This window comes from Pseudomonas neustonica (assembly GCF_003797945.1).
GTDB lineage: Bacteria > Pseudomonadota > Gammaproteobacteria > Pseudomonadales > Pseudomonadaceae > Halopseudomonas > Halopseudomonas neustonica.
In genome coordinates, this window is sequence record NZ_RKKU01000007.1 from 94,482 (window position 1) to 115,118 (window position 20,637).

At 56.5% G+C, this 20,637-nt stretch carries 18 protein-coding genes; 4 read left to right on the plus strand and 14 right to left on the minus strand.

Features of this window, described 5'->3' with window-relative positions; translation table 11 throughout:
• Nucleotide 1 precedes the first annotated feature (1 nt).
• Nucleotides 2-562 carry a GTP cyclohydrolase I FolE gene (gene folE / locus EF096_RS08185; protein WP_123889200.1) on the minus strand — a complete coding sequence of 187 codons (561 nt, stop codon included), beginning with the start codon at nt 560-562 and terminating at the stop codon, nt 2-4.
• A 17-nt stretch (nt 563-579) separates the two neighbouring features.
• Complete coding sequence (gene folM, locus EF096_RS08190) at nt 580-1,281, minus strand: dihydromonapterin reductase (RefSeq protein WP_123889136.1); 702 nt, start codon at nt 1,279-1,281, stop codon at nt 580-582.
• A 256-nt stretch (nt 1,282-1,537) separates the two neighbouring features.
• On the opposite strand from folM, the gene EF096_RS08195 reads away from it, so the two are divergent.
• Nucleotides 1,538-2,482 carry a MerR family transcriptional regulator gene (locus tag EF096_RS08195; RefSeq protein WP_123889137.1) on the plus strand — a complete coding sequence of 315 codons (945 nt, stop codon included), beginning with the start codon at nt 1,538-1,540 and terminating at the stop codon, nt 2,480-2,482.
• 32 nt (nt 2,483-2,514) lie between these two features.
• Here the strand turns inward: EF096_RS08195 and EF096_RS08200 are convergent, their stop codons facing one another.
• Nucleotides 2,515-2,949, minus strand: coding sequence for a PAS domain-containing protein (locus EF096_RS08200; protein ID WP_123889138.1), 435 nt, complete (start codon nt 2,947-2,949; stop codon nt 2,515-2,517).
• A gap of 134 nt (nt 2,950-3,083) precedes the next feature.
• Between EF096_RS08200 and EF096_RS08205 the strand changes: the two genes are divergently transcribed.
• Nucleotides 3,084-3,536, plus strand: coding sequence for a flavodoxin domain-containing protein (locus EF096_RS08205; protein WP_123889139.1), 453 nt, complete (start codon nt 3,084-3,086; stop codon nt 3,534-3,536).
• On the opposite strand, the gene EF096_RS08210 is transcribed toward EF096_RS08205, so the two are convergent.
• The gene (locus EF096_RS08210; RefSeq protein ID WP_123889140.1) at nt 3,537-4,256 is read right to left on the minus strand and encodes a Crp/Fnr family transcriptional regulator; all 720 of its coding nucleotides are present in this window, start codon (nt 4,254-4,256) and stop codon (nt 3,537-3,539) included.
• Nucleotides 4,257-4,419: 163 nt separating this feature from the next.
• Here EF096_RS08210 and EF096_RS08215 point away from each other — a divergent pair, with 163 nt between their 5' ends.
• The gene (locus tag EF096_RS08215) at nt 4,420-5,193 is read left to right on the plus strand and encodes a class II aldolase/adducin family protein (RefSeq protein ID WP_123889141.1); all 774 of its coding nucleotides are present in this window, start codon (nt 4,420-4,422) and stop codon (nt 5,191-5,193) included.
• 4 nt (nt 5,194-5,197) lie between these two features.
• Nucleotides 5,198-6,103, plus strand: a complete 906-nt coding sequence (locus tag EF096_RS08220; RefSeq protein WP_123889142.1) for an alpha/beta fold hydrolase — start codon at nt 5,198-5,200, stop codon at nt 6,101-6,103.
• Between the two features lie 67 nt (nt 6,104-6,170).
• Here EF096_RS08220 and EF096_RS08225 read toward each other — a convergent pair whose 3' ends face one another.
• The 10 genes from EF096_RS08225 to EF096_RS08270 all read right to left on the minus strand — a co-directional run bounded on the left by EF096_RS08225 (nt 6,171) and on the right by EF096_RS08270 (nt 20,582).
• Nucleotides 6,171-7,025 carry a hypothetical protein gene (locus EF096_RS08225; protein WP_123889143.1) on the minus strand — a complete coding sequence of 285 codons (855 nt, stop codon included), beginning with the start codon at nt 7,023-7,025 and terminating at the stop codon, nt 6,171-6,173.
• Nucleotides 7,026-7,238: 213 nt separating this feature from the next.
• Nucleotides 7,239-8,015 (minus strand): peroxide stress protein YaaA, encoded by a 777-nt coding sequence (gene yaaA / locus EF096_RS08230; protein ID WP_123889144.1) that lies wholly within the window; start codon nt 8,013-8,015, stop codon nt 7,239-7,241.
• A 355-nt stretch (nt 8,016-8,370) separates the two neighbouring features.
• Nucleotides 8,371-9,753 (minus strand): PhoH family protein, encoded by a 1,383-nt coding sequence (locus EF096_RS08235; RefSeq protein WP_123889145.1) that lies wholly within the window; start codon nt 9,751-9,753, stop codon nt 8,371-8,373.
• A gap of 485 nt (nt 9,754-10,238) precedes the next feature.
• Entirely contained in the window at nt 10,239-11,789 is a 1,551-nt protein-coding gene (rhlB, locus tag EF096_RS08240) for an ATP-dependent RNA helicase RhlB (protein WP_218565741.1), read from the minus strand.
• 131 nt (nt 11,790-11,920) lie between these two features.
• A complete protein-coding gene (locus EF096_RS08245) occupies nt 11,921-12,583 on the minus strand; it encodes an alpha/beta hydrolase (RefSeq protein WP_123889147.1) in 663 nt (220 codons plus the stop codon).
• Nucleotides 12,584-12,668: 85 nt separating this feature from the next.
• Entirely contained in the window at nt 12,669-13,235 is a 567-nt protein-coding gene (gene efpL, locus EF096_RS08250) for an elongation factor P-like protein EfpL (protein WP_123889148.1), read from the minus strand.
• A 91-nt stretch (nt 13,236-13,326) separates the two neighbouring features.
• On the minus strand, nt 13,327-16,743 hold the full coding sequence (gene mscK, locus EF096_RS08255; protein WP_123889149.1) for a mechanosensitive channel MscK: 3,417 nt from the start codon (nt 16,741-16,743) through the stop codon (nt 13,327-13,329).
• A 163-nt stretch (nt 16,744-16,906) separates the two neighbouring features.
• Entirely contained in the window at nt 16,907-18,709 is a 1,803-nt protein-coding gene (locus EF096_RS08260) for an acyl-CoA dehydrogenase (protein ID WP_123889150.1), read from the minus strand.
• An 87-nt stretch (nt 18,710-18,796) separates the two neighbouring features.
• Complete coding sequence (locus tag EF096_RS08265) at nt 18,797-19,777, minus strand: serine/threonine protein kinase (RefSeq protein ID WP_123889151.1); 981 nt, start codon at nt 19,775-19,777, stop codon at nt 18,797-18,799.
• A gap of 85 nt (nt 19,778-19,862) precedes the next feature.
• Nucleotides 19,863-20,582 carry a ComF family protein gene (locus EF096_RS08270; protein WP_123889152.1) on the minus strand — a complete coding sequence of 240 codons (720 nt, stop codon included), beginning with the start codon at nt 20,580-20,582 and terminating at the stop codon, nt 19,863-19,865.
• Nucleotides 20,583-20,637: the final 55 nt, after the last annotated feature.

The window sequence follows — 20,637 nt, forward strand, 5'->3', positions numbered from 1 at the left end:
CTCAGTTCCGACCAATCAGCTGCAGGAACTCCTGCCGGGTATTAACCGAGTTACGGAAGTCGCCCAGCATGACCGAGCTATGCATGGATGAATTCTGTTTTTCTACGCCGCGCATCATCATGCACATATGCTTGGCTTCGATGACCACTGCGACGCCGCGTGCATTGGTGACCTTCTGCAGTGCTTCGGCGATCTGTCGGGTCAGGTTTTCCTGGATCTGCAGTCGCCGCGCGAACATGTCGACGATGCGGGCCACTTTCGACAGGCCAATCACCTTGCCGGTGGGGATGTAGGCGACATGCGCCTTGCCGATAAAGGGCAGCATATGGTGCTCACACAGCGAGTAAAGCTCGATATCCTTGACGATGACCATCTCATCATTGTCAGACTGGAAGAGCGCGCCGTTGACGATCTCGTCCAGTGATTGGTTGTAGCCGTGGCAGAGAAACTGCATGGCTTTGGCCGCACGTTCAGGTGTGCCCTTGAGACCTTCGCGCTCGGGGTTTTCTCCCAGATTGGTCAGTACTTCCAGATAGTTCTGTGACAGCTTTTCCAGGCTCATAATGTCTTCTCGTCGGCTCATTTAAGATGCCGGCCGCCATTTAGCGACAGGCATGTTCCGGTTGTGTAGGGGTTGTCCAGCAGATAGCGAACCGACTGGTAAACCACCTCGGGGCCGGGCTCCATGCCCATTGCCGACTTGGCCAGTGCTCTGGCTCGATAGTCGGCATCATCGTCTTCATTGAACATGATCAAGGCCGGGTTGATGCAGTTGACCTTGATACGTGGGGCCAGTTGCGCGGCAAAGGAGCGCGATAGTCCCTCTAGTCCTGTTTTACTGGCGCAGTAAGCTATATGCTTGGCGCTACCCTTGCGGGTTACATCGTCGCTGATGTGAATGATGTCCCCGGTTGCATCGGCAGGGAACAGGTCTGCACACTGGCTATTGATCATGTAGGGGGCTTGCATGTGCACCATGAACATTTGCTGCAGTGCAGCATGACCTTCCTGGTCGTCCATCCAGATAGACGCATTGTGGATAATTGCGCGCAGGCTGACGGCCCGCTCATGCAGTTGATCAATCAGCCCCTGGATGCCTGCCGTGGTAGAAAAATCGGCGAGCAGTACTTCAACACCTTCCGGTAGTGCAGCGTCACGCTGCTCATCCAATGCTCGGCAGCTGATGATGACCCTGTGTCCATCTTCTACCAGGCGTTTGGCGCAATGCAGGCCGACCCGCTGCGCGGCACCCGTAATGAGTATACTTGTGGCTTGGCTCATAGCTCACTTGAGTCAGTAATAAGTGTATAGATGCGGTTGTTTTGATGGGCTGTACAAGATGGACAGCATCGTTCAACAGCGGTGTGAATTGCTCATGTTAACACGCACAACCCGCTTGGCATCAGTCTATTGGTGATTACGTTGTAGTTGCTATCAGATCAGTGTGCCAGCGTTGCCGCAAAAAATCGTAATATTATGTACAATACTCGTACAACTGATCCGAGAGCCAAGGCGACCCGCCGCCCGTGACCATACAATGACTGATTATGCTTCTGGCCCACTTCTGGCCAACGATACGCTGTATCCCATACGTGAGGTATCTCGCTTGTCTGGCGTTAACTCGGTGACCTTGCGCGCATGGGAGCGGCGCTATGGGTTGTTAGTACCGCAGCGCACCGAGAGTGGTCACCGTCTCTACTCAATGCGTGATATTGAGCGGGTCAAGGCGATCGTCAGCTGGATTGGTCGAGGCGTTCCGGTCAGCAAGGTGGCTTCTATTATTGACCGGCAGACGCAGCCCTCGCTGAGCGCTGCAACAGCTGCGCACATAGAAGATCAGGCAGAGCAGTATGTGCTCGCAGCGCGCACCCGTTTGATGGATGCGGTTGCCAGTGGGGATGTGCTTGAGCTTGAACGAGCCTACTCCCTGTTATTTTCGCACTGGACGCTTACGCAGGTATGCAACGATGTGTTGCTGCCCGTGTGGCGGCAGTATCGTACCCGAGCTGGGCAGCCCGGCTCGACTGCGCAGTGGGCGCTGCTGGATGGATTTTTGCGCGGCCGTCTATTGCAGCGGATTGCTTTTGTCCGTCCCGACCGCCCCAGTGTCATGCTGGTTGGTTTGCAGCCACCCCAGGATGAAGTGGAAGTGCTGGTTGCGTCCCTGTTTCTGGCTGAGGCCGATCTGAATATCGCCTATCTGACGTCCTTGCCAGCGGCAGAAGATTTATTGATCATGACCCAGAGCGGGCGCTATCAGGGCTTGCTGCTATTCAGTGACCTGGCATTGGATAACAGCCTGTTGACCCGTCAGTTGCCGCGACTGAGTCAACAATTGGACTGTGCTGTAGCGGTGTTGGGGGCGTGCTGTGAATTACAGAGCACGGCTCTGGCTAAGGCGCAGATAAGTAGCCTGGGGCTGGTGCAAGGTACGCTAACCGAGCGAGTTCGCCAGTTGCTTGGCGGTTATCTTGCTAGTTGAAATGAAAGCAGGTCGGTTGATAGCGCCGGCTATCAACTTGGTGCTCCGCGTAATTCGTTTAGTTCCTTTTCAAGCGCGTCGGCTCTCTGTTGGGCTTCAATCTGGGCCGATACGTCTTTTTGAATGCCGATAAAGTAGGTCAATCGGTCGGCTTCATTGAACACCGGAGTGATCGACAGTTCGTTCCAGAACAGGCTGCCATCCTTACGGTAATTGCGCAGCACGGCGCGGCAAGGCTCACCTTTCACAATACCTTCGCGAATGATTCTTAAGCCCTCCTGGTCAAAATCACCGCGCTGCAAAAAACGGCAGTCCTGATAGAGGATTTCATCCGCGCTGTAACCGGTCAGCGCTTCAAATGCAGGGTTTACATAAATAAGAATGTTGTCGTCGCCTTCCTGTTCGGCGACTACGATGCCGTCGTTGGACGCGTTGACCACCAGCTGCAGTAATTTGGCATTGATCATGGTGTACACAGACTCCTTTATGCTTTTCGGCATTCTATAGCAGTGGGCAGGACTGTCCAGCTGCGCTGCGCCCCGCTGAGTGCTTTGCGGCATAATAGCGGGATTGATGAATCGAGTGAGAGGGGAGTGGAGTAATGCATCTGGTTATTCTTAGCGGCACTGTATTTGGTACGGCGGACCTGGTCGCGGATGAGGCGCAAGCCCTGTGTGAGGCTGCAGGGCTCAGGGTCAGTCGGTTGCGATTATTGAATCTGGACGCGCTGCTCGCGTTGCAGCCCGAGGCGTTACTGGTCTGCACCTCTACCACCGGCATGGGCGAGTTGCCTGAACCCTTGGTGCCGCTCTTTCATGAGATGCGCGACCGCTTTCCGTTGCTGACAGCCATGCCCTTTGGCGTGATCGCTCTTGGCGATGCTGCCTATGGCGATACCTTTTGCCAGGCTGGCGAGGAGTTTCGCGAGTTACTGCTGGAGCTGCAGGCCCGTGAGGTCGAGCCACTGTTGAGGCTGGACGCCAGCGAGACCGTGACGCCGGAAACCGACGCAGAGCCCTGGGTTGGGCGCTTTATAGCCGCATTAAAAGCCTGATCAGCCGGCATTGGCAGGCAGCGGTGCACCACTGGCAAGTTGGGTCAGCCGCTCCTCATCCAGGATCAGGATCTGACCATACTGAATCTGCAGCCAGCCCAGGCTCTCCAGGCGTTTGAGTAACTTATTGATGCTCTGGCGCGAGCTGTTGAGCATCAACCCCAGTGATTCCTGTGAGAGCTGCACACAGGGACGCCCGCCCTCATCATCGGTCTGGCCGTAATTGTGCGCGTGCATGAGCAAGCGCTTGGCTAGGCGCGATGAAAGCGGCAGCAAAGCACTGTCTTCCAACATGGCGAAAGAGATACGGATGCGCCGGCACAGCAATTTCATGAATAAGGGATAGAGTTCCGGTCGGCGCTCCAGTATCTGTTGAAAGCCGACGCGCGGAATCATCAGCAGTTCGGTATTGCCGCTGGCGATGGTGTCGTGGGAGCGGGGTAGTCCATCAAACAGCGATATTTCGCCGAACCAGCTGCCGGGTGTCAATACGGCCAGCACTGCTTCGCGACCATCGGGGCCAATATTGCTGATACGCGCTGCGCCGCTGATAACGCCGTATAAACCGTCCGGCTGATCGTCCTTGGCATAGACAAATTCGCCGTCAGTCAGCGTACGCACTCTGGCCAGGGCCAGCATTTCATCCAGCACATCCTGCGGCAGTTCGCTGAACCAGCGATTCTTCTGCAGCAGCTTGGCCAGGCGATCAGTGTCCTGCATGCCAGACACTGTAAAGTGTTTGACAGTCCGCTTCGCCGTCACCGTCTAGACTCCCTCTCATACTGAATATCCCATAGTATGCCGCATGCACTGGGGGATGTCCTGTACCGGCAGCGGCCCACAAGGGGGCCTTTACATTATTCCAACAAAAGAGGATTGCCCGATGAACGCAGTACATTCACTGGTGGAAAAGAGCGTCAAAGAGCACGTCAGTCCTGAAGAGTGGCAGGTCCGGGTTGAGCTGGCGGCGTGCTATCGGCTGATTGCCATGTACGGTTGGGACGACCTGGTCTTCACCCATATCTCCGCCAAGATTCCGGGCACCGAGCACTTCCTGATCAACCCCTATGGCTTGATGTTTGAGGAAGTGACTGCATCCAACCTGGTAAAAATTGACCTGCAGGGCAACAAGGTAGTGGAGTCGCCCTACGACGTAAATCCCGCCGGTTTTACGATTCATAGTGCGATCCACGAAATACGTCACGATGCCAATTGCGTATTGCACACCCATACTGCCGCCGGTATCGCTGTGTCGACGCAGAAAGAAGGTATTTTGCCCATCTCTCAGCAGTCGATTTTTGTGCTCAGCAGCCTTGCCTATCATGATTATGAGGGCGTTGCGCTGAACGCTGAAGAGAAGCCTCGCCTGCAGGCAGACCTGGGACGCGCCAACAATCTGATACTGCGCAACCATGGCTTGTTGGTGTGTGGTAAATCGGTTGCTGAAGCCTTTCTGACCATGTACACCCTGCAGCGCTGCTGTGAAATTCAAGTACGAGCACAAGCACAGAACGCCGAGCTGATTCCCATTCCGCAGGCTGTTCTGGATGGCGCCGCGGCCAGTATGAAAACGGTTACCAAAGGTGCTGGTGCCGGGATCGCGTGGCCCGCGCTGCTGCGCAAAATTCAGCGTGTAAATCCTGGTTTTGACGTTTAACCGGATGGATAAACTCAGCGGCATTCCCCTGGACGACTGGATCGTTCAGGGGCGCGAGTTCAACTATCGAGGTTACAAAACCCGCTACTGGGTGGCAGGCGAGGGTGAACCTCTGTTGTTGATTCACGGCTTCCCTTCCGGCTCCTGGGATTGGCACTATCTCTGGCACTCACTGGCCCGTCGTTACCGGCTGATTGCCGTCGATATGATGGGCTTTGCATTTTCAGCCAAGCCACGGCATTACCACTACAGTTTGCTGGATCAGGCCGACTTGCTGCAGGAGGTGCTTCGTCATCTCGGTGTGGACAGCTACCATATTCTGGCGCATGACTATGGCGATAGCGTGGCTCAGGAGCTTTTGACGCGAGAGTTTGTTGGGCCGGGCAGGTTGAATTCGGTGTGTTTTCTAAACGGCGGTTTGTTTCCGGAAACGCATCGTCCGGTCCGTTTGCAGAAGCTATTGATGAGCCCTATTGGCTTTCTCGTTGGGCGTCGTTACCAGCGTGAGAACATGGCGCAGACCTTTGGCAGAATTTTTGGACCTCAGACGCAACCGAGCCAGCAGGAGATGGACGGCTTTTGGCGCATGATGGAGTTCAATCAGGGGCCCAAGGTGATGCATCTGTTGATTCGTTATATAGCCGAACGCAAGGTACAACGCGACCGCTGGGTGGATGCCATGCAGCGTACCGAGGTGCCGATGAGGGTTATTGACGGCGCAGTAGATCCGGTCTCGGGCGCTCACATGGTGGCGCGCTATCGCGAGCTGATTCCGCAGGCGGACACCGTGTTGCTGGACAATATAGGCCACTATCCGCAGGTCGAAGCGCCGGACCAGGTGCTGGAGCACTATCTGGATTTTCGTTCGGTGTGTGCAGGCAGCGAGCATAGCCTTGCTGTTGAATGCTAAGAAGCCTTACATGGGCTAATACCGGCCTGCATCTGCATCGATGCGGGCCAGTATTAGCCGTTCGAGTTTACTGCCCCGCTACCAAAGCCTCGTCATTGCCAGCACTATCTGCTGTCGGCTCTCGTTTGCGCCGCCACTGGCCAAAGTATCGAGAAACGCCAAACTCAATACCAATCAACGCCATCACGAGAAGCCACTGCAGTGCGACTGTAACGTAGTAGCTGAACCATATCTTGCTGACTTGGCGTTTGGTGAAGTCGAGAATGGCGCGTGCGCTGAACAGGGTATCGAACGGCTCGTCGGTCATATCTTCGATGGTATCAGCGCTGAAGCGGGTATATTCGGCGCCTTTGCGCACGACTATATCTTCAATGATCACTTTATCAACCAGCCAGACCAGTTGGGCTCTGGCTGAGCGCTCGAGTACCTTTTGCGTAAAGCGCTGCAGCAGGCCCAGCTCTTCCGGGTTTTCGAACACCTGAATGGGGTTGGTCGCCATGTAATTATCGACCATCAGCAGCAGTGCGTCCCGGGGAGACAGCGAGGTGTACTGGGTTAGGTCGTAGTCCTGCGCAACACTATCAGCGTATAGATAGAAGTTGGCCATGATGGCGAGACTCATCTGCTGGACTGCAGGCTCCTGTCGGTCTATCTCGCGGTGCAGCTGCTTTTCAACAGCGTAAAGTACACCTGCCTGCACGCCAACAAAGCCCCCCATACAGGGTAGCGCCAGGAAATACAGTTTGAGTAGCCAGTGATGCCAGCGATTAGCGCGTGCCAGGTAGCCGCGTTTTTGTAACCATATGGCGAAAATGATGCCGACAGTAGTGCCCAGGAGTAGGCCGCTGGATATGTTGAAAAAAATGATCCAGCCGTCCAGGTTGGCCCAAAAGCTTGCTACAAAGTCCTTTGCCTTGTTCACCCGTCTTTCCCTAGTTCGATGAAAACCCGGGATAATACCAGTCTGATTTTTTGCTGCTATTTGGCTTTAGTTTTATGTGAGCCATGCACGCCACCAGCCGCGTTTAGGCTCACGTTGGTAGTGGTTGATCGCGATCGCTGCGCCGACACAGCCCCATTGAGGCGTAAGGCCTGAATAGTGTCAGCGCAGTGAGCGATTGAGCCTGAGGTAGGACTACTGTTGTTCGTCGCGCAGAAAGACCAGCTTGTTTTCGCTGCTGGCGCTGGCGTCGAAGTAGTAACCATCGGTGTTGAAGTCCTTCAGGCCCTCGGGGTCTTGCAAGCGCTCCTTGATGACGTAGCGTGCCATCAGGCCGCGTGCTTTCTTGGCGTAAAAGCTGATGATCTTGTACTGGCCGTTCTTGCAGTCTTTGAACACCGTATCAATAACCCTGGCGCGCAGCGCTTTGGGTTTTACCGCGCCAAAATATTCTTGTGAAGCCAGGTTCAGCAGCACTTGGTCGCCTTGCGCCTCAAGGTCAGCATTCAACCATTCACTGATGCGCTCGCCCCAGAAGGTGTAGAGGTCCTTGCCACGTGGATTGGCCAGCTTGGTCCCCATTTCCAGTCGATAGGGTTGCATCAGGTCGAGCGGACGTAGCACGCCATAAAGGCCGGATAGCATGCGCAGGTGCTCTTGCGCGAACGCGAAGTCATCACTGCTGAAGTCCTCGGCATTCAGACCGGTGTAAACGTCACCCTTGAACGCCAATAATGCCTGTTTGCTATTTTCAAGCGTGCTCTCGGGCTCCCAGCTGCCATAGCGGGCCACATTCAGGCTGGCGAGCTTGTCGGACAGCGACATCAGCTTGGCGATGTCCTGTGGTGATTTCTCTTTGAGCACGTCGATCAGTTCGGCGCTGTGGTCCAGGAAGCGTGGCTGGGTGCTTTTCTTGGTAATCGGCGGTGTTTCGTAATCAAGGGTCTTGGCGGGGGAAATAACCATTAGCATGGGCTGGCTCCTGTCGTCTGCATGCCCAGTATTATGCCTTAAAGGCGAGCTGCAAGCCTCTTAAGCCGCAAGCCGCAAGCCGCAAGCCGCAAGCTACAAGTCACAAGCCGCAAGCCGCAAGCCACAAGCTACAAGCTAGAAGCTAGAAGCTAGAAGCAGTTTGCGAGGTGGTGGGTTTTGGGTCCAGGCTCAATAGAGGGTGAGTCGGAGTTTCTCGAATTGCCCCTGGAATGAGCTAGAGCAGCGGTCACAATCTTCTTTCAGCTTTCAGCTTTCAGCTTGTAGCTTGAAGCTTGAAGCTTATGGCTTGAGGCTTGCCCCTATGTGGCGCCGGCCCAAGGGCCGGCGCCATATCCTAGAGGTGTGTTTCTGCGTACTCAGCCAGTGCAGAGCGTGGTACGCCTTGCAGGTGGATGTGTACACCGTGGGGGAAGTCTTTGAAACATTCGGTCAGGTAGGTCAGGCCCGAGCTGGTGGCATTGAGGTTGGGGGTGTCGATCTGCGCCAGGTTACCTAGGCAGACGACTTTGGAGCCGGTGCCGGCGCGGGTAATGATGGTCTTGATTTGATGTGGCGTCAGGTTCTGGCTTTCATCGATCAGAATGAAGCTCTGCTGGAAGCTGCGGCCACGGATGTAGTTCAGTGATTTGAACTGCAATGGTACGCGGTCGAGGATGTAGTCCACGCTGCCGTGGGTGCTCTCATCATCCATGTGCAGGGCTTCAAGGTTATCGGTAATCGCGCCCAGCCAAGGCTCCATTTTTTCCTTTTCAGTGCCGGGTAGAAAGCCAATATCCTCATCCAACCCCTGAGTGCTTCGAGTGGCGATGATGCGGCGGTAGGTCTTGGTCACCATGGTTTGTTCGATCGCCGCGGCCAGGGCCAAGATCGTTTTACCCGAACCGGCCGCACCGGTGAGGTTAACCAGGTGAATATCCGGGTCCAGCAGCGCGAACATGGCTAGTGCCTGGAAGATGTCTCGCGGTCGCAGCCCCCAGCATTCCTGATGTAGCAACGGCTCCTGATGCAGATCCCGGATGGTCAGGTGACCGCCATCAATGGCTTTGACCCAGCCAATAAAGCCCTGGTCGTCAATGATGAAATCGTTCAGGTGCAGCGCTGGTAGATTGTCGATCAACTGCACGTTGTGCAAGGTTTGGCCGGTGAGCTGACGGCTTTCAACCTTGTTGACGCGGTCCCAGAAAGAGCCCTCAACCTGATGATAACCACGCGCCAGCAAATCGATATCGTCGAGCAGCTGATCGGTATGGTAATCCTCTGCATCAATACCGCAGCCGCGCGCCTTGAGACGCATATTGATGTCTTTGGAGACCAGCACGATTCGACCATCGGGGTAGCGGTTCTGCAGGTGGCAGAGCTGATTGATGATCTTGTTGTCATTCAGATCGTTGGGCAGACAGTGGGCGGGGATTGCGTTTTTTTCCATCAGGATGGCGAGTGTGCCGTTGGGGCCAAGCTTGCCGCGCTCAATGGGGACGCCCTTGTCGACCTGGTCCGGTGGAGCCACACCCAGGGTCTTGTCGATCAGCCGGATAGCCTGACGGCAGTCGGCGGCAATGCTGGTTTTACCTGACTTGAGCTTATCCAGTTCTTCCAGAACGGTCATGGGTATGACGACGTGATGTTCTTCGAAATTCAGCAGCGCGTTGGGATCATGAATGAGTACGTTGGTATCAAGGACGTAGAAGGTGTGTTCGGTAGGTCCGCACGCTTCCATATGCTATTACCTCGCAAGGGCCGGTGACGCTTGGTCTGTATCAGGCGCTTGAGCTGCACCTGGCAGTCCGCAAGGCCGACTCGCAAACCAATGGGTATCAAGGGATCACCTGTTGGCGTGGGCCGGTTAATCGACATATAACGCAAAGAATATGACTCTCACAAGCGTGCGCGGGGCATATTTTGCAAAAAGCCCGAAATAGACGAATGGCGCTGGGCAGGTGTGGAAAAAGCAGGATATAGTCATTGGCCAACCTGCGCTGAAGCAGGCGGTTTTTGCCTTTCTAGATCGACTCTCCCCGCGCTTTTTCGCTGTCCACCCAACGCTGCTTGCTGGTCTTAGTTCCTGCGCTGTCGGGGTGCGTTTGGCTGTGCGCGAGACGAAGCAAAACGCAGGTGTCTGCGCTTGGCTTGGAGTTGAGGCGCTTGGTTTTTTGCGGGCGTTTGAGCCTCAGCCTGGATAACCTTAGCTGAGGCTCAATGCATTCAGCGGCGGCCCTGAGGACGGTCGCGACGACCCGAAGCGCGTTTGCGACTGGCTGCGGCTGCGGCTGCCTGCTCTGCTTCATTGGCGTCGCTGGCGGCCTTCTCTTCGGTGGTCTGCTGGCTCTGTGGAATGGCTCTGAGGAAGTGCTCCTCCGGTGGAATGCATTCCAGCTTGCTGCCAAGCAGTTCTTCGATCTGCGGCACCTGAAAGGCGTCGTCCTCACCGGCCAGGCTGATTGAGGTGCCCTTGGCGCCGGCGCGACCGGTGCGGCCAATACGGTGGACGTAATCTTCCGCATCTTCCGGCAAGGTGTAGTTAATCACATGGCTGATGCCGTCAATGTGAATGCCACGACCAGCAACGTCGGTCGCTACCAGCACGCGCAGCTTGCCATCGCGAAAATTGTCCAGAGTGCGCACGCGCTTTTGCTGTGGCACATCACCGGATAGTTGCGCTGCATTGATGCCGTCGCGTACCAGACGCTCCTGCACTCTGCGCACCTCATCCTTGCGGTTGGCAAACACCATGACCCGTTCAAGATCGAGTTGGGTGACCAGGTTGTACAGCACCTTGTATTTGTCTTTGCCGCTGACGGCATACACTTTTTGCGTAATGTTCTCGGAGGCGGGTCGTTCCGGCTCGATTTCCACGATTGCCGGATCTACCGTCCACTGTTGCGACAGATTCATCACGTCATCGCTGAAGGTGGCGGAGAACAGCAGGGTCTGGCGCTCGCCTTTGCGCGGTGTCTGTCGGATGATCTGACGAACCTGCGGGATAAAGCCCATGTCGAGCATACGGTCGGCTTCATCGAGAATCAGCACTTCGATCAGATCCAGATGTATCTCGCCGCGATTACAGAAGTCGAGCAAACGGCCTGGTGTCGCGACCAGAATATCGCAGTGGCGTTTTTCCAGTTGCTTCAGTTGTTTGTCGTAGTCCATGCCGCCAACAAAGGCCATGACGTTCAGCGGGCAGTGCTTGGTCAGGCCTTCAGCATCGTTGGCGATCTGCATAACTAGTTCGCGGGTCGGCGCAATGATCAGCGCTCGTGGCTCGCCCATGAAGCGCTCGTCAGGAGCGGGTGTTTCCAGCAGCTGGGTGATGGTCGAAAGCAGGAAGGCAGCGGTTTTACCCGTTCCCGTTTGCGCCCGGCCGATGGCATCGTGGCCTTTCAGAGTGTTGCCCAGTACGGCAGCCTGAATGGGTGTGCAGTAACTAAAGCCCTGGTCCTGGATCGCGCGCATGACTGAATCGGGTAGCGGGAAGTCGTGGAAACGGGTTTTGTCAGCTGCGGGCTCGACCTGAAAGTCGGTGATACTCCAGGGCTTTTCCGGGGCAGGCTCTACTTGCTGCTGGCGCGGTGCGCGTGGCTTTTTGGCTACAGGCTTGTTTGTTGCAGCGCGCGGCGAGCGTGGTGTGGCGTGCTCGTTATCGGCTGGCTGGCTAGTCATTTTGCTAGGCCTTGCGTGCTGTTCCATCGCAGGTGCGGCAGGCGGTGCGGCTTGTTCTTCTGGTTTTTTTAATAGTTTCTTCAGTGCTTTGAGCACAGGCGTCTCTCGGTTATGTGAACAAAAATGATGTACCAGTGTAAAGCAAGGCTGCGCGTTAGCGAAGCCTTGCGGAGGTTGTTTTTTGATCAGGTGATGCCTGCGCCCCCGGGACGAAACAACAGCAGGGCCTAAAGCCCGAGGCGCTCTACCAGCCAGCTGCGAATGTCGGCGACTTCCTGCGGGCATACCTCGTGGCCCATGGGGTATTGGTGCCACTCGGTCTGATGACCTGCTGCCTGCAGCAGGTCATGGGCCTCGCGCCCCATGCTCATGGGTAGTACTTCATCGCCGCTGCCATGGGCGCAGAACACGTTTAGTTTGGGAGCCTGTTTGGCCTGTTCCAGCACAGCACCCAGATCAGGGCCATAGGTCGACAGCGCCATTACGCCAGCCAGGGGGAGCTCGCTTTGTACTGACGTCGTCAGTACGACCGCACCACCCTGGGAAAAGCCAGCAAGAATGACGCGCGAGGGCATGATGCCTTTGCTTTGTTGGTCGGCGACCAGGCCTTTGACCGTGGCCACGGACTCATCCAGCTGCGCTTGATTGATTGCTCTGGCTGGCGACATGCCCAGAATGTCATACCAGCTGGGCATCGGCATGCCACCGTTAATAGTCACCGGACGGGTAGGCGCCTGTGGAAAGACAAAGCGCACGCCGTGGTTTTGCGGTAACCCGAGCGCAGCCACCACCGGAACAAAGTCGAAGCAGTCTGCGCCGAGGCCATGCAACCAGATTACGCAACTGGTGGCCTGCGTGGCGGGTTCGATAATGTGCGGCTGTTGTGACATGCGTTACTCCTTGAAGGTAAGACGGTAATGGACTGGGCTGGCCGGACGGCTTGGCAGGTCCGACCCAGGCGGTGCTGATGTTGCGTCAGGCGCGCGACATGAACTTGCCGGACTCGGTATTGATACGGACCACTTCACCGGTCTCCAGATATTCAGGAATCTGTATCTCCAGTCCGGAGGCAAAGCGCGCGGTTTTGGTGCGTGCGCTGGCGGAGGAGCCCTTGATCGCGGGCGGTGTTTCTTCGATCGGCATTTCGACTACGGCAGGCAGTTCGATACCGACCAGGTTGCCTTCTACCAGCAATCCGTAAAGGCCTTCGATGCCTTCAAACAGGTAGTCCAGCTCAGCTTCCAGCTGGTCTGTACTCAGGGTGAACTGGGCGAAGTCTTCGTTATCCATGAAGGTATAACCATCGGCATCCTGAAACAGAAACTGCATCTGACGCTTTTGAAAGTCGATGGCACTGAGCATGTCGTCGCCGGTAAAGCTTTGATCCAGTTTCTGCTTGGTCTGCACATGGTTGAAACGCACCTTGTACAGCGTCGTTCCGCTACGTGAGGAAGGACTTTTAACCTCGATCTGGCTGACGATGTAGGGTTGGTTGTTGATCTGGACGATATGGCCTTTTTTCAGTTCGGCAGCTCTGGGCATGACAGGTGACTCAGCAAGGTTGAAGATAACGCGTATTTTGCGCCCAGCGCTGGCTTTCCGGCAAGCCAGCGGCATAGGGCAGGGCACAGGGTCACATGGGGGGGGAGCCGTCGCCCGGCTCATCATCGGCTCTATCGCTCGGGGTTTGCGGATCAGGATCAGGGCGGCTGGTGGGTAGCGCCTTGCTGCTCTGATCAGCCGGTTCGTCTATACGATAGCTGTGTACCAGTTTTTCCAGACCCTTGCTGTCGCGCAGATTGATATCCAGCTGACGGAAGGCGATCTCAATACCGTTTTCCTTGAACAGGCGGTCGATCTCGCGGTTGATTTCGTCAGTCGCCTGGTTGCGATCAGCCAGCTCTTTCACGTGCACGCGAAGTTCGTGATCCAGTGTGCTGTCGCTGAAATTGAGGAACAGCACCATTGGTTCAGGGTCTTTCAACACCCGGGCATTATTGGCTGCTATCTGCATCAGTAATTGGCGAACCTTGGCCACGTCGGAGCCATAGGCAACGCCAACCTTGATAATGACGCGGGTGATGGTGTCCTGTAGTGACCAGTTGATGATCTGCTCGGTAACAAAGTTCTTGTTGGGAACAATGATCTCTTTATTGTCGAAATCAGTGATAGTGGTGGCACGGATGCGTATGCGGTTGATAGTGCCGGACAAGGGCCCAATGGTGACTACGTCACCAATACGCACCGGGCGCTCGAACAGAATGATCAAGCCTGAAATAAAGTTGGCGAAAATTTCCTGTAGACCAAAGCCCAAGCCAACGCCGAGAGCCGCGACCAGCCATTGCAGTTTGTCCCAGCTCACGCCCAAGGAAGAGAGCGCACTGACCAGACCGAAGCCGACGATGACATAGCTCAGCAGGGTGGTAACTGCGTAGCTGGTGCCTTGCCGCAGCTCCATGCGCGACAGTACCAGGATCTCCAATAACCCCGGCAGGTTGCGCGCAAGGGTAAAGGTCAGAATCAGGGTGATGAGTGCGCCGAGGATATCGCCGGCACTAATGGGTACCGCTTCGCCGGCGGTGACGCCGTCGCCTGAGTATTGCCAGAGGGTGACTGACTCCAGATAGGACGCGGCACTGATCAGGTCGGCCCAGGTAAAGTAGAGCGCAACGGTGAACAGGATCACCAGTGCCAGCTTGGCCAGTCGTAACGACTGCTGGTTAATCTGCTGAATGTTCATTTCCGGTACTTCAACAGAGGGGACTTCGCTATCCTGACCCTCGCGGGCCTCTGCTGCCTGTCGCTTGGCGACTGCGCGCTGGTAAGCGAGCCGGCGTCCAGCGACGTTCAGGTTGCGCACTACGGTGCCTTCGACCAGCATCCAGAGCACGATCAAATAGAGGCTATCGATAAAGCGTTCAGCCAGCTTGACTGCGGTGTAGTGGTAGCCCCAGGCGGTCAGGCCCGCGAGTGCCAGGGGGGCGATAATCAACACTACGGTGGCGCTGAAATGCAGAACCCGCGAATCATAGAGTGGCTCACTGCGCCACATGATGCGGCCAAGCAATCCGGCCAGTAGAAACATGCCCAGCAACATGATGGCGCGACCTAGCGCGTCTCCACCCATTTGCTCCGGTAACGAGCCGTGAAGCCCAAAGACCAGTACCAGCGGCATGAGTATCCAGGCCAGGCGTCTGGTCAGCACATGCAGCCGTTGAACCAGCTTGTCGTCCCAATGGAAATGCCGAACAGCAATGCCCCGTGGGTCCAGTACTCGATACAGCAGATGCAGCACGACCCAGGCCAGACTAAGTTTGAGCAATGCCAGCCCGAGTGAGGGCATAGCCGCTTCGTGGCCCAAGTGCATGATCAACCCGAGGTTCATCAAGGCGATCGGAATAGGACTTATCAGTAACAGCGTCAGAACCAGTGCGCGCGGCGTATGCCAAGGACTATCGCGGCGGAAATGGCCCACTTCGTCATTCAGTGTATTTAGCCGGCGGCGCATACTTGGCTTGCGCCAGAAATAAAGCCCCAGAAAAATGACAAAGCCGCCTACCCAGGGGTAATGCTTTTTCAAGGTGCTAAGCACGTTCTCTGCGACCTGCTTGAGGTGCAGGCTCTCTACCTGACGCTTGGCCTGGGCGGGGAAGTCGAGCACCCAGTTCTTGTCCAGAGGACGGCTGCTGGCTACCCAGAACAGTTGATCATCAATGGTGCGCTGCAGGTCGTTGCTCAGTTGCTGCAGCTGGCGCTGATTGATTTGCAGGCTGATGGCCAGATTGATCAGGGTATTGATGTTGTTGTTCAGCTGTTCAACCAGGGTCACCCGGCTGTTAACCATTTGCTCGAGGCCGGGCCGCAGCGTATCGCGCTGGCGCACCGGAATCTGCAATAAGAGGTTGTTCAGGTAGGCGTCTGGATTGCTCAATTCATCGCTATGCTGGTTGAGCTCAAACTGGCGCAGACGCAGATCGGCAATCTGGTCAGCGATACGGCTGTCAATATTGACCTTGGGTAGAGCGTTTTTCTGTTGATGCAGGATGCGTGACAGCAGCAGGCTGCCTTCGAGCACGTCTATCTGCTGTTCCAACGCCTTGTCGACCTGTGACAGGTGTTCGGTCTGCTGCTTGGTTTCGATATTTCGTCGGGTCAGGTCACCGATCTCGCTGGTCGCTGACAGGAGCTCTTCGCTCAATCCGCGGTTGATGCTGCTTTGCTGTTGCAGCACCTGATTCTGTGTTGCCTGCTCGGGTAGCGTGGCGTCGCTGACCGTTTTTTCCGATTGGCTTTGACGCTTCTCGTTGATGACGTCCTGCAATACTTTAATGTCGTCTTCGATCTGGCGGATCTGCAGGCTCAGCAGATTCTTTTTCTGCGTGGCCAGGTCTTGCAGCGCATTGTTTCCGGATAGTTTCTGGCGCAGCAGGTCGTTGGTCAGCTGCAAATAGTCACGCTCGGCCTGCAACATATCGATCCGCGCACGGCTTTGCTGGGTAGGCGGCTGGCGTTGCAGGGAGCGCAGCTGGTCGGCAACAGCTTGCGCGCGCTTTTGGTTCTCCGAGACACTGGCCTGGGTGCGCTCAGGTCGCGTCTGCGCTGCAATCAGTTCACCGTTAACGGCGGTGAGTTCGTTTTGCCAGGTGAACATCTGATTGACCTGGTCAGCCAGCTTGGTTTCCAGTTCATGCAGGCTCAAGGCCTGAAAGTTGTCCTTGCGCGCGCCGCCGGAAGTGTCGCGTTTAGCCAGCTGGTTATGTTTAGCGCGAATGCTCTGCGTCTCGCGCGGTGCGTTACTGATTTCCTGCTGCAGGTTATTCTGATCTTCTTTGGCTTGAAGACCTTGCTTGAGGTAGTTCAGCGTGCTCTGGTACAGGTCATTCAGCTCACGTTTGTCGGGTTCAGCCAGCGAGCTGTTGTTCAGCGTTTCAATGCTGGCATTGACGTTGTCGATGCGTTCGCTCAGGTCATCAGGCGTCGGAGTTTCCTGGGCCAGAACGCCGGTGCTGAGAAAGAGGCAGAGCATGATCGATGACAGAAAGCGCAACATTAACGGTAATCCTGATTTGGCCTGACCTGAAGGGTAGCCGCCTGGCTCCTGCTTGGGAAGCTGACCCGCGCTGCGGCGTAAAGTTTCCGAATCCTGAAACGCAACAGGCCACCCTCTGGAGGTGGCCTGTTGCGATGCACTGGATCAGATCCGGGTCACGCTATCAGAACCATTCATCCTGCATGTCCAGGCAGGTAGCGTCTCGGTTTTCCAGTACGTTCAGGTCGTGGTGGCAGGAAGGCACTTCCCACAGCAGAAAGTAGCGCGCCGCCTGAAGTTTGCCCTGGTAAAAGGCAACGTCGGCCTCAACACCCTTGCTCAACCCTTTTTGCGCATGCACTGCCTGCTGCAGCCAGCGCCAGCCGATGACCATGTGACCAAAGGCCTTGAGGTAGAGTGCGGAGTTGGCCACTGCCTCGTTCACCTTGCCTTGTCCCAGATCGCCAAGCAGCGCGACTGTTACTTTACCCAGGTGCGCGAGTAGCTTCTCCAGGGGCTCGCGTAGCTCGTTCAGCTCAGCATGGGCGGCAGCCTGTTTGCAGGTGGCTTGAATCAGTGCGGACAGCTGCTTGAGTGCCGAGCCATTGTTCATCACTACCTTGCGTGCCAGCAGATCCAGCGACTGGATGCCGTTGGTGCCTTCATGTATCGGGTTCAGGCGGTTATCGCGGTAATACTGTTCAACCGGGTATTCGCGTGTGTAGCCGTGACCGCCGAGTATCTGGATAGCCAGTTCGTTGGCTTTCAGACAGTAGTCCGATGGCCAGGCCTTGACGATGGGCGTCAGTAGATCGAGCAGCTCCAGCGCCGTCTTGCGCTCGGCTTCGGTTTCCAGGGTTTCGGTATCGTCGAACAGACGGGCCGCATACAGGCCAAGATCAAAAGCGCCTTCAACATAGGATTTCTGGGCTAGCAGCATACGCTTGACGTCAGTGTGCTCAATGATCGACACCTGAGGGGCGGTCGGGTCCTTGCCATCGGGCAAGCGGCCCTGTGGACGCTCGCGGGCATAGTTCAGAGAGTACAGGTAGCCGGCGTAGCCAAGCATTACCGCGCCCATGCCTACGCCAATGCGCGCTTCGTTCATCATCTGGAACATGCAGGCCAGGCCCTGGTGTGGCTTGCCAACCAGATAGCCGACGCAGTTGTCCTTGTCACCGAAGTTCAACGCCGTAGAGGTGGTGCCGCGCCAGCCCATCTTGTGGAATAGGCCTGCCAGTACCACGTCGTTGCGCTCACCCAGGCTGCCGTCATCGTTGACCAGAAACTTGGGCACGATAAACAGCGAGATACCTTTTACCCCGGGCGGTGCGTCGGGCAGCTTGGCCAACACCATGTGTACGATGTTTTCGGACAGCGGGTGATCGCCGCCGGAAATGAAGATCTTGTTGCCCTTCAGGCGGTAGCTGCCGTCAGCGGCGGGCTCTGCCTTGGTGCGAATGTCCGACAGCGAGGAGCCGGCATGTGGCTCAGTCAGCGCCATGGTGCCAAAGAAGCGACCTTCGATCATTGGCTGCAGGAAGCGCTCTTTTTGCTCTTCGGTACCAAAATTCTCGATCAGATTGGCCGCGCCCATGGTCAGCATGGGGTAGGAGGAGGTGGCCGCGTTAGCTGATTGGAAATGGGCAAAACAGGCTTGCGAGAGCAAATTTGGCATCTGCATGCCGCCTTGCTCGAAGGTGCGGGTCGCGTTCAGGAAGCCGGCTTCCAGAAAGGCGTCTACCGCTGGCTTGACCTCGGGGATCAGCTCGGCCGCGCCGTCAACGTACTTGGGTTCGTTCTCATCACTTTTGCGGTTGTGCGGGGCAAACAGCTTTTCTGCGATGGTACGCGCCGTGCCGATGGCCGCATCGAAGGTTTCCCGGTTATGGTCGGCAAAGCGTGGGCGCTGGGTCAAACCTTCGGCATCCAGTACTTCGTAGAGTTCGAAGGCCAGGTTGCGTTGGTCAATGAGCATTTCGGACATAGCAGTCACCTCTAATTTGAACGCGAAGCAGTGTATTGACTCGTTCCCGTTGAGGGAACGGCCATTGATGTTTCTTATACAGTCAGATCAGAACAGCCGAAGCACCGGCTCATCCAGTGCGGCTCGCTGTTCGCGTAGCGTCAATATCTGATCGGCCCAGTAGCGCTCACTGGCGAACCAGGGAAAGTGCATGGGGAAAGCCGGGTCGTCCCAGCGCCGAGCCAGCCAGGCGCTGTAGTGAATCAGACGCAGAGTACGCAGCGGTTCGATCAGTGCCAGTTGCGATGGGTCAAAGTCGTAAAACTCGTTATAGCCGTCGGCCAGCTCGGCAATCTGAGCCTGGCGCTGGTCGCGCTCACCGGAGAGCATCATCCACAGGTCCTGGATCGCTGGTCCCTGCCGGCAATCATCCAGATCGACCATGTACAGGCTCTCGTCTCGCCACAACAGATTACCCACATGCAGATCGCCGTGCATCCGCAGGGTACTGCAGGGGTGCTGGGCAAAGCGTTCGGCCACGACCTTTAACAGGTCATCAGCAACCGAAAAATAAGCGGCCTGCAATCCGGCAGGCACCACGTTGGCGCTGCGCAGGAAGGCCAGGCTGTCGACGCCGAAGCTTTGCACTGTCAGTTCTGGACGATGTTCGAAGGGCCGCATGGCACCGACGGCGTGCAGGCGACCGACCAGACGACCCAGCATCAGTAAGTGATCAGGGTCTTCAAATTCGGGGGCGCGGCCACCAAAGCGTTTGAACAGGCTGAAACGAAAACCAGCGAACTCGAACAGGGTTTCGCCGCCGATCTGCATGGGCGGAATCACCGGTATTTCGCGCTCGACCAGTTCAAGCGAAAACTGGTGCTCTTCCAGAATTGACGCGTCGCTCCAGCGCTGCGGGCGGTAGAACTTGGCAATCAGGGGTTGGGCATCTTCGATACCCACTTGAAACACCCGGTTCTCATAACTGTTAAGCGTCAGAGTGCGGGCGTCGGAGACAAAGCCCAGCGACTCCACTGCGTCGAGAACAGTGTCGGGAGTCAGCAAAGCAAAGGGATGGTGCGCGTCCATAGCCGGTTCGCCTGTCGCTGAAAAGGGCATCTATGGTGTCACAGATCGCGGGGCGACTGGTAACCATCGTCCGTAGCTGTTTGTTTCACGGCGTGCGGGCGGCGCACCACACCTGTACTGAGCGTGCGCCGCTGCGTAGCAGGGTTCGGCTAGCCTCAGCGGCGGTATCTCCGGTGGTCATGACGTCATCGATCAGTGCGATGTCGCGGTCTTTGATCGCCGCTGTATTTGCGCAATGAAAGGCGCCTTGCAGGTTGCTGTGGCGCTGGCGCGCATTGAGCCCCTGTTGTGGCTGAGTGTCACGAACGCGCTCTAGTGCTTGCAAGTGCAGACTGATACTTAGTCCACGTGCCAGCGGGCGCGCCAGCTCGAAGGCTTGATTGTAGCCGCGCTGTGCCTGTCGCCTGGGGTGCATGGGCATGGCCACCAGCAGATCTGGTCGGCGCTCAGGGTGCTGCTCCAGATAGTCGGTCAGGCGCATTAGCATGAGCTGGCTGAGTAGTCTGCCGTAGGCGGCCTGGCGGTGATATTTGAAGGCTGGAATGAGCGCGTCTACCGGGAATCGATAGAGCAGCGGCGCCGTGGCGTGTATGAAGGGTGGTGGCCGGTTCAGGCACTGGCCGCAAAGGCTGTCTGCTTGAGGAATGGGTAGGGCGCACTGGCGACATGCGGTATGCAGCCAGGGTAAATCAGCCAGGCAACCAGTGCACAGCGCCGGGTCGCGGTGGCGTGTTTTCAAACCGCATAGCAGGCAATAGCTTGCAAGGTTGTTTTTTAACCAACTGTAAACTCTATAGTCTTTCAATGGTTGACAGCCTCCGTGCCGTCGTTATTATGCTCCGCATAGAGTGAACCCTTGA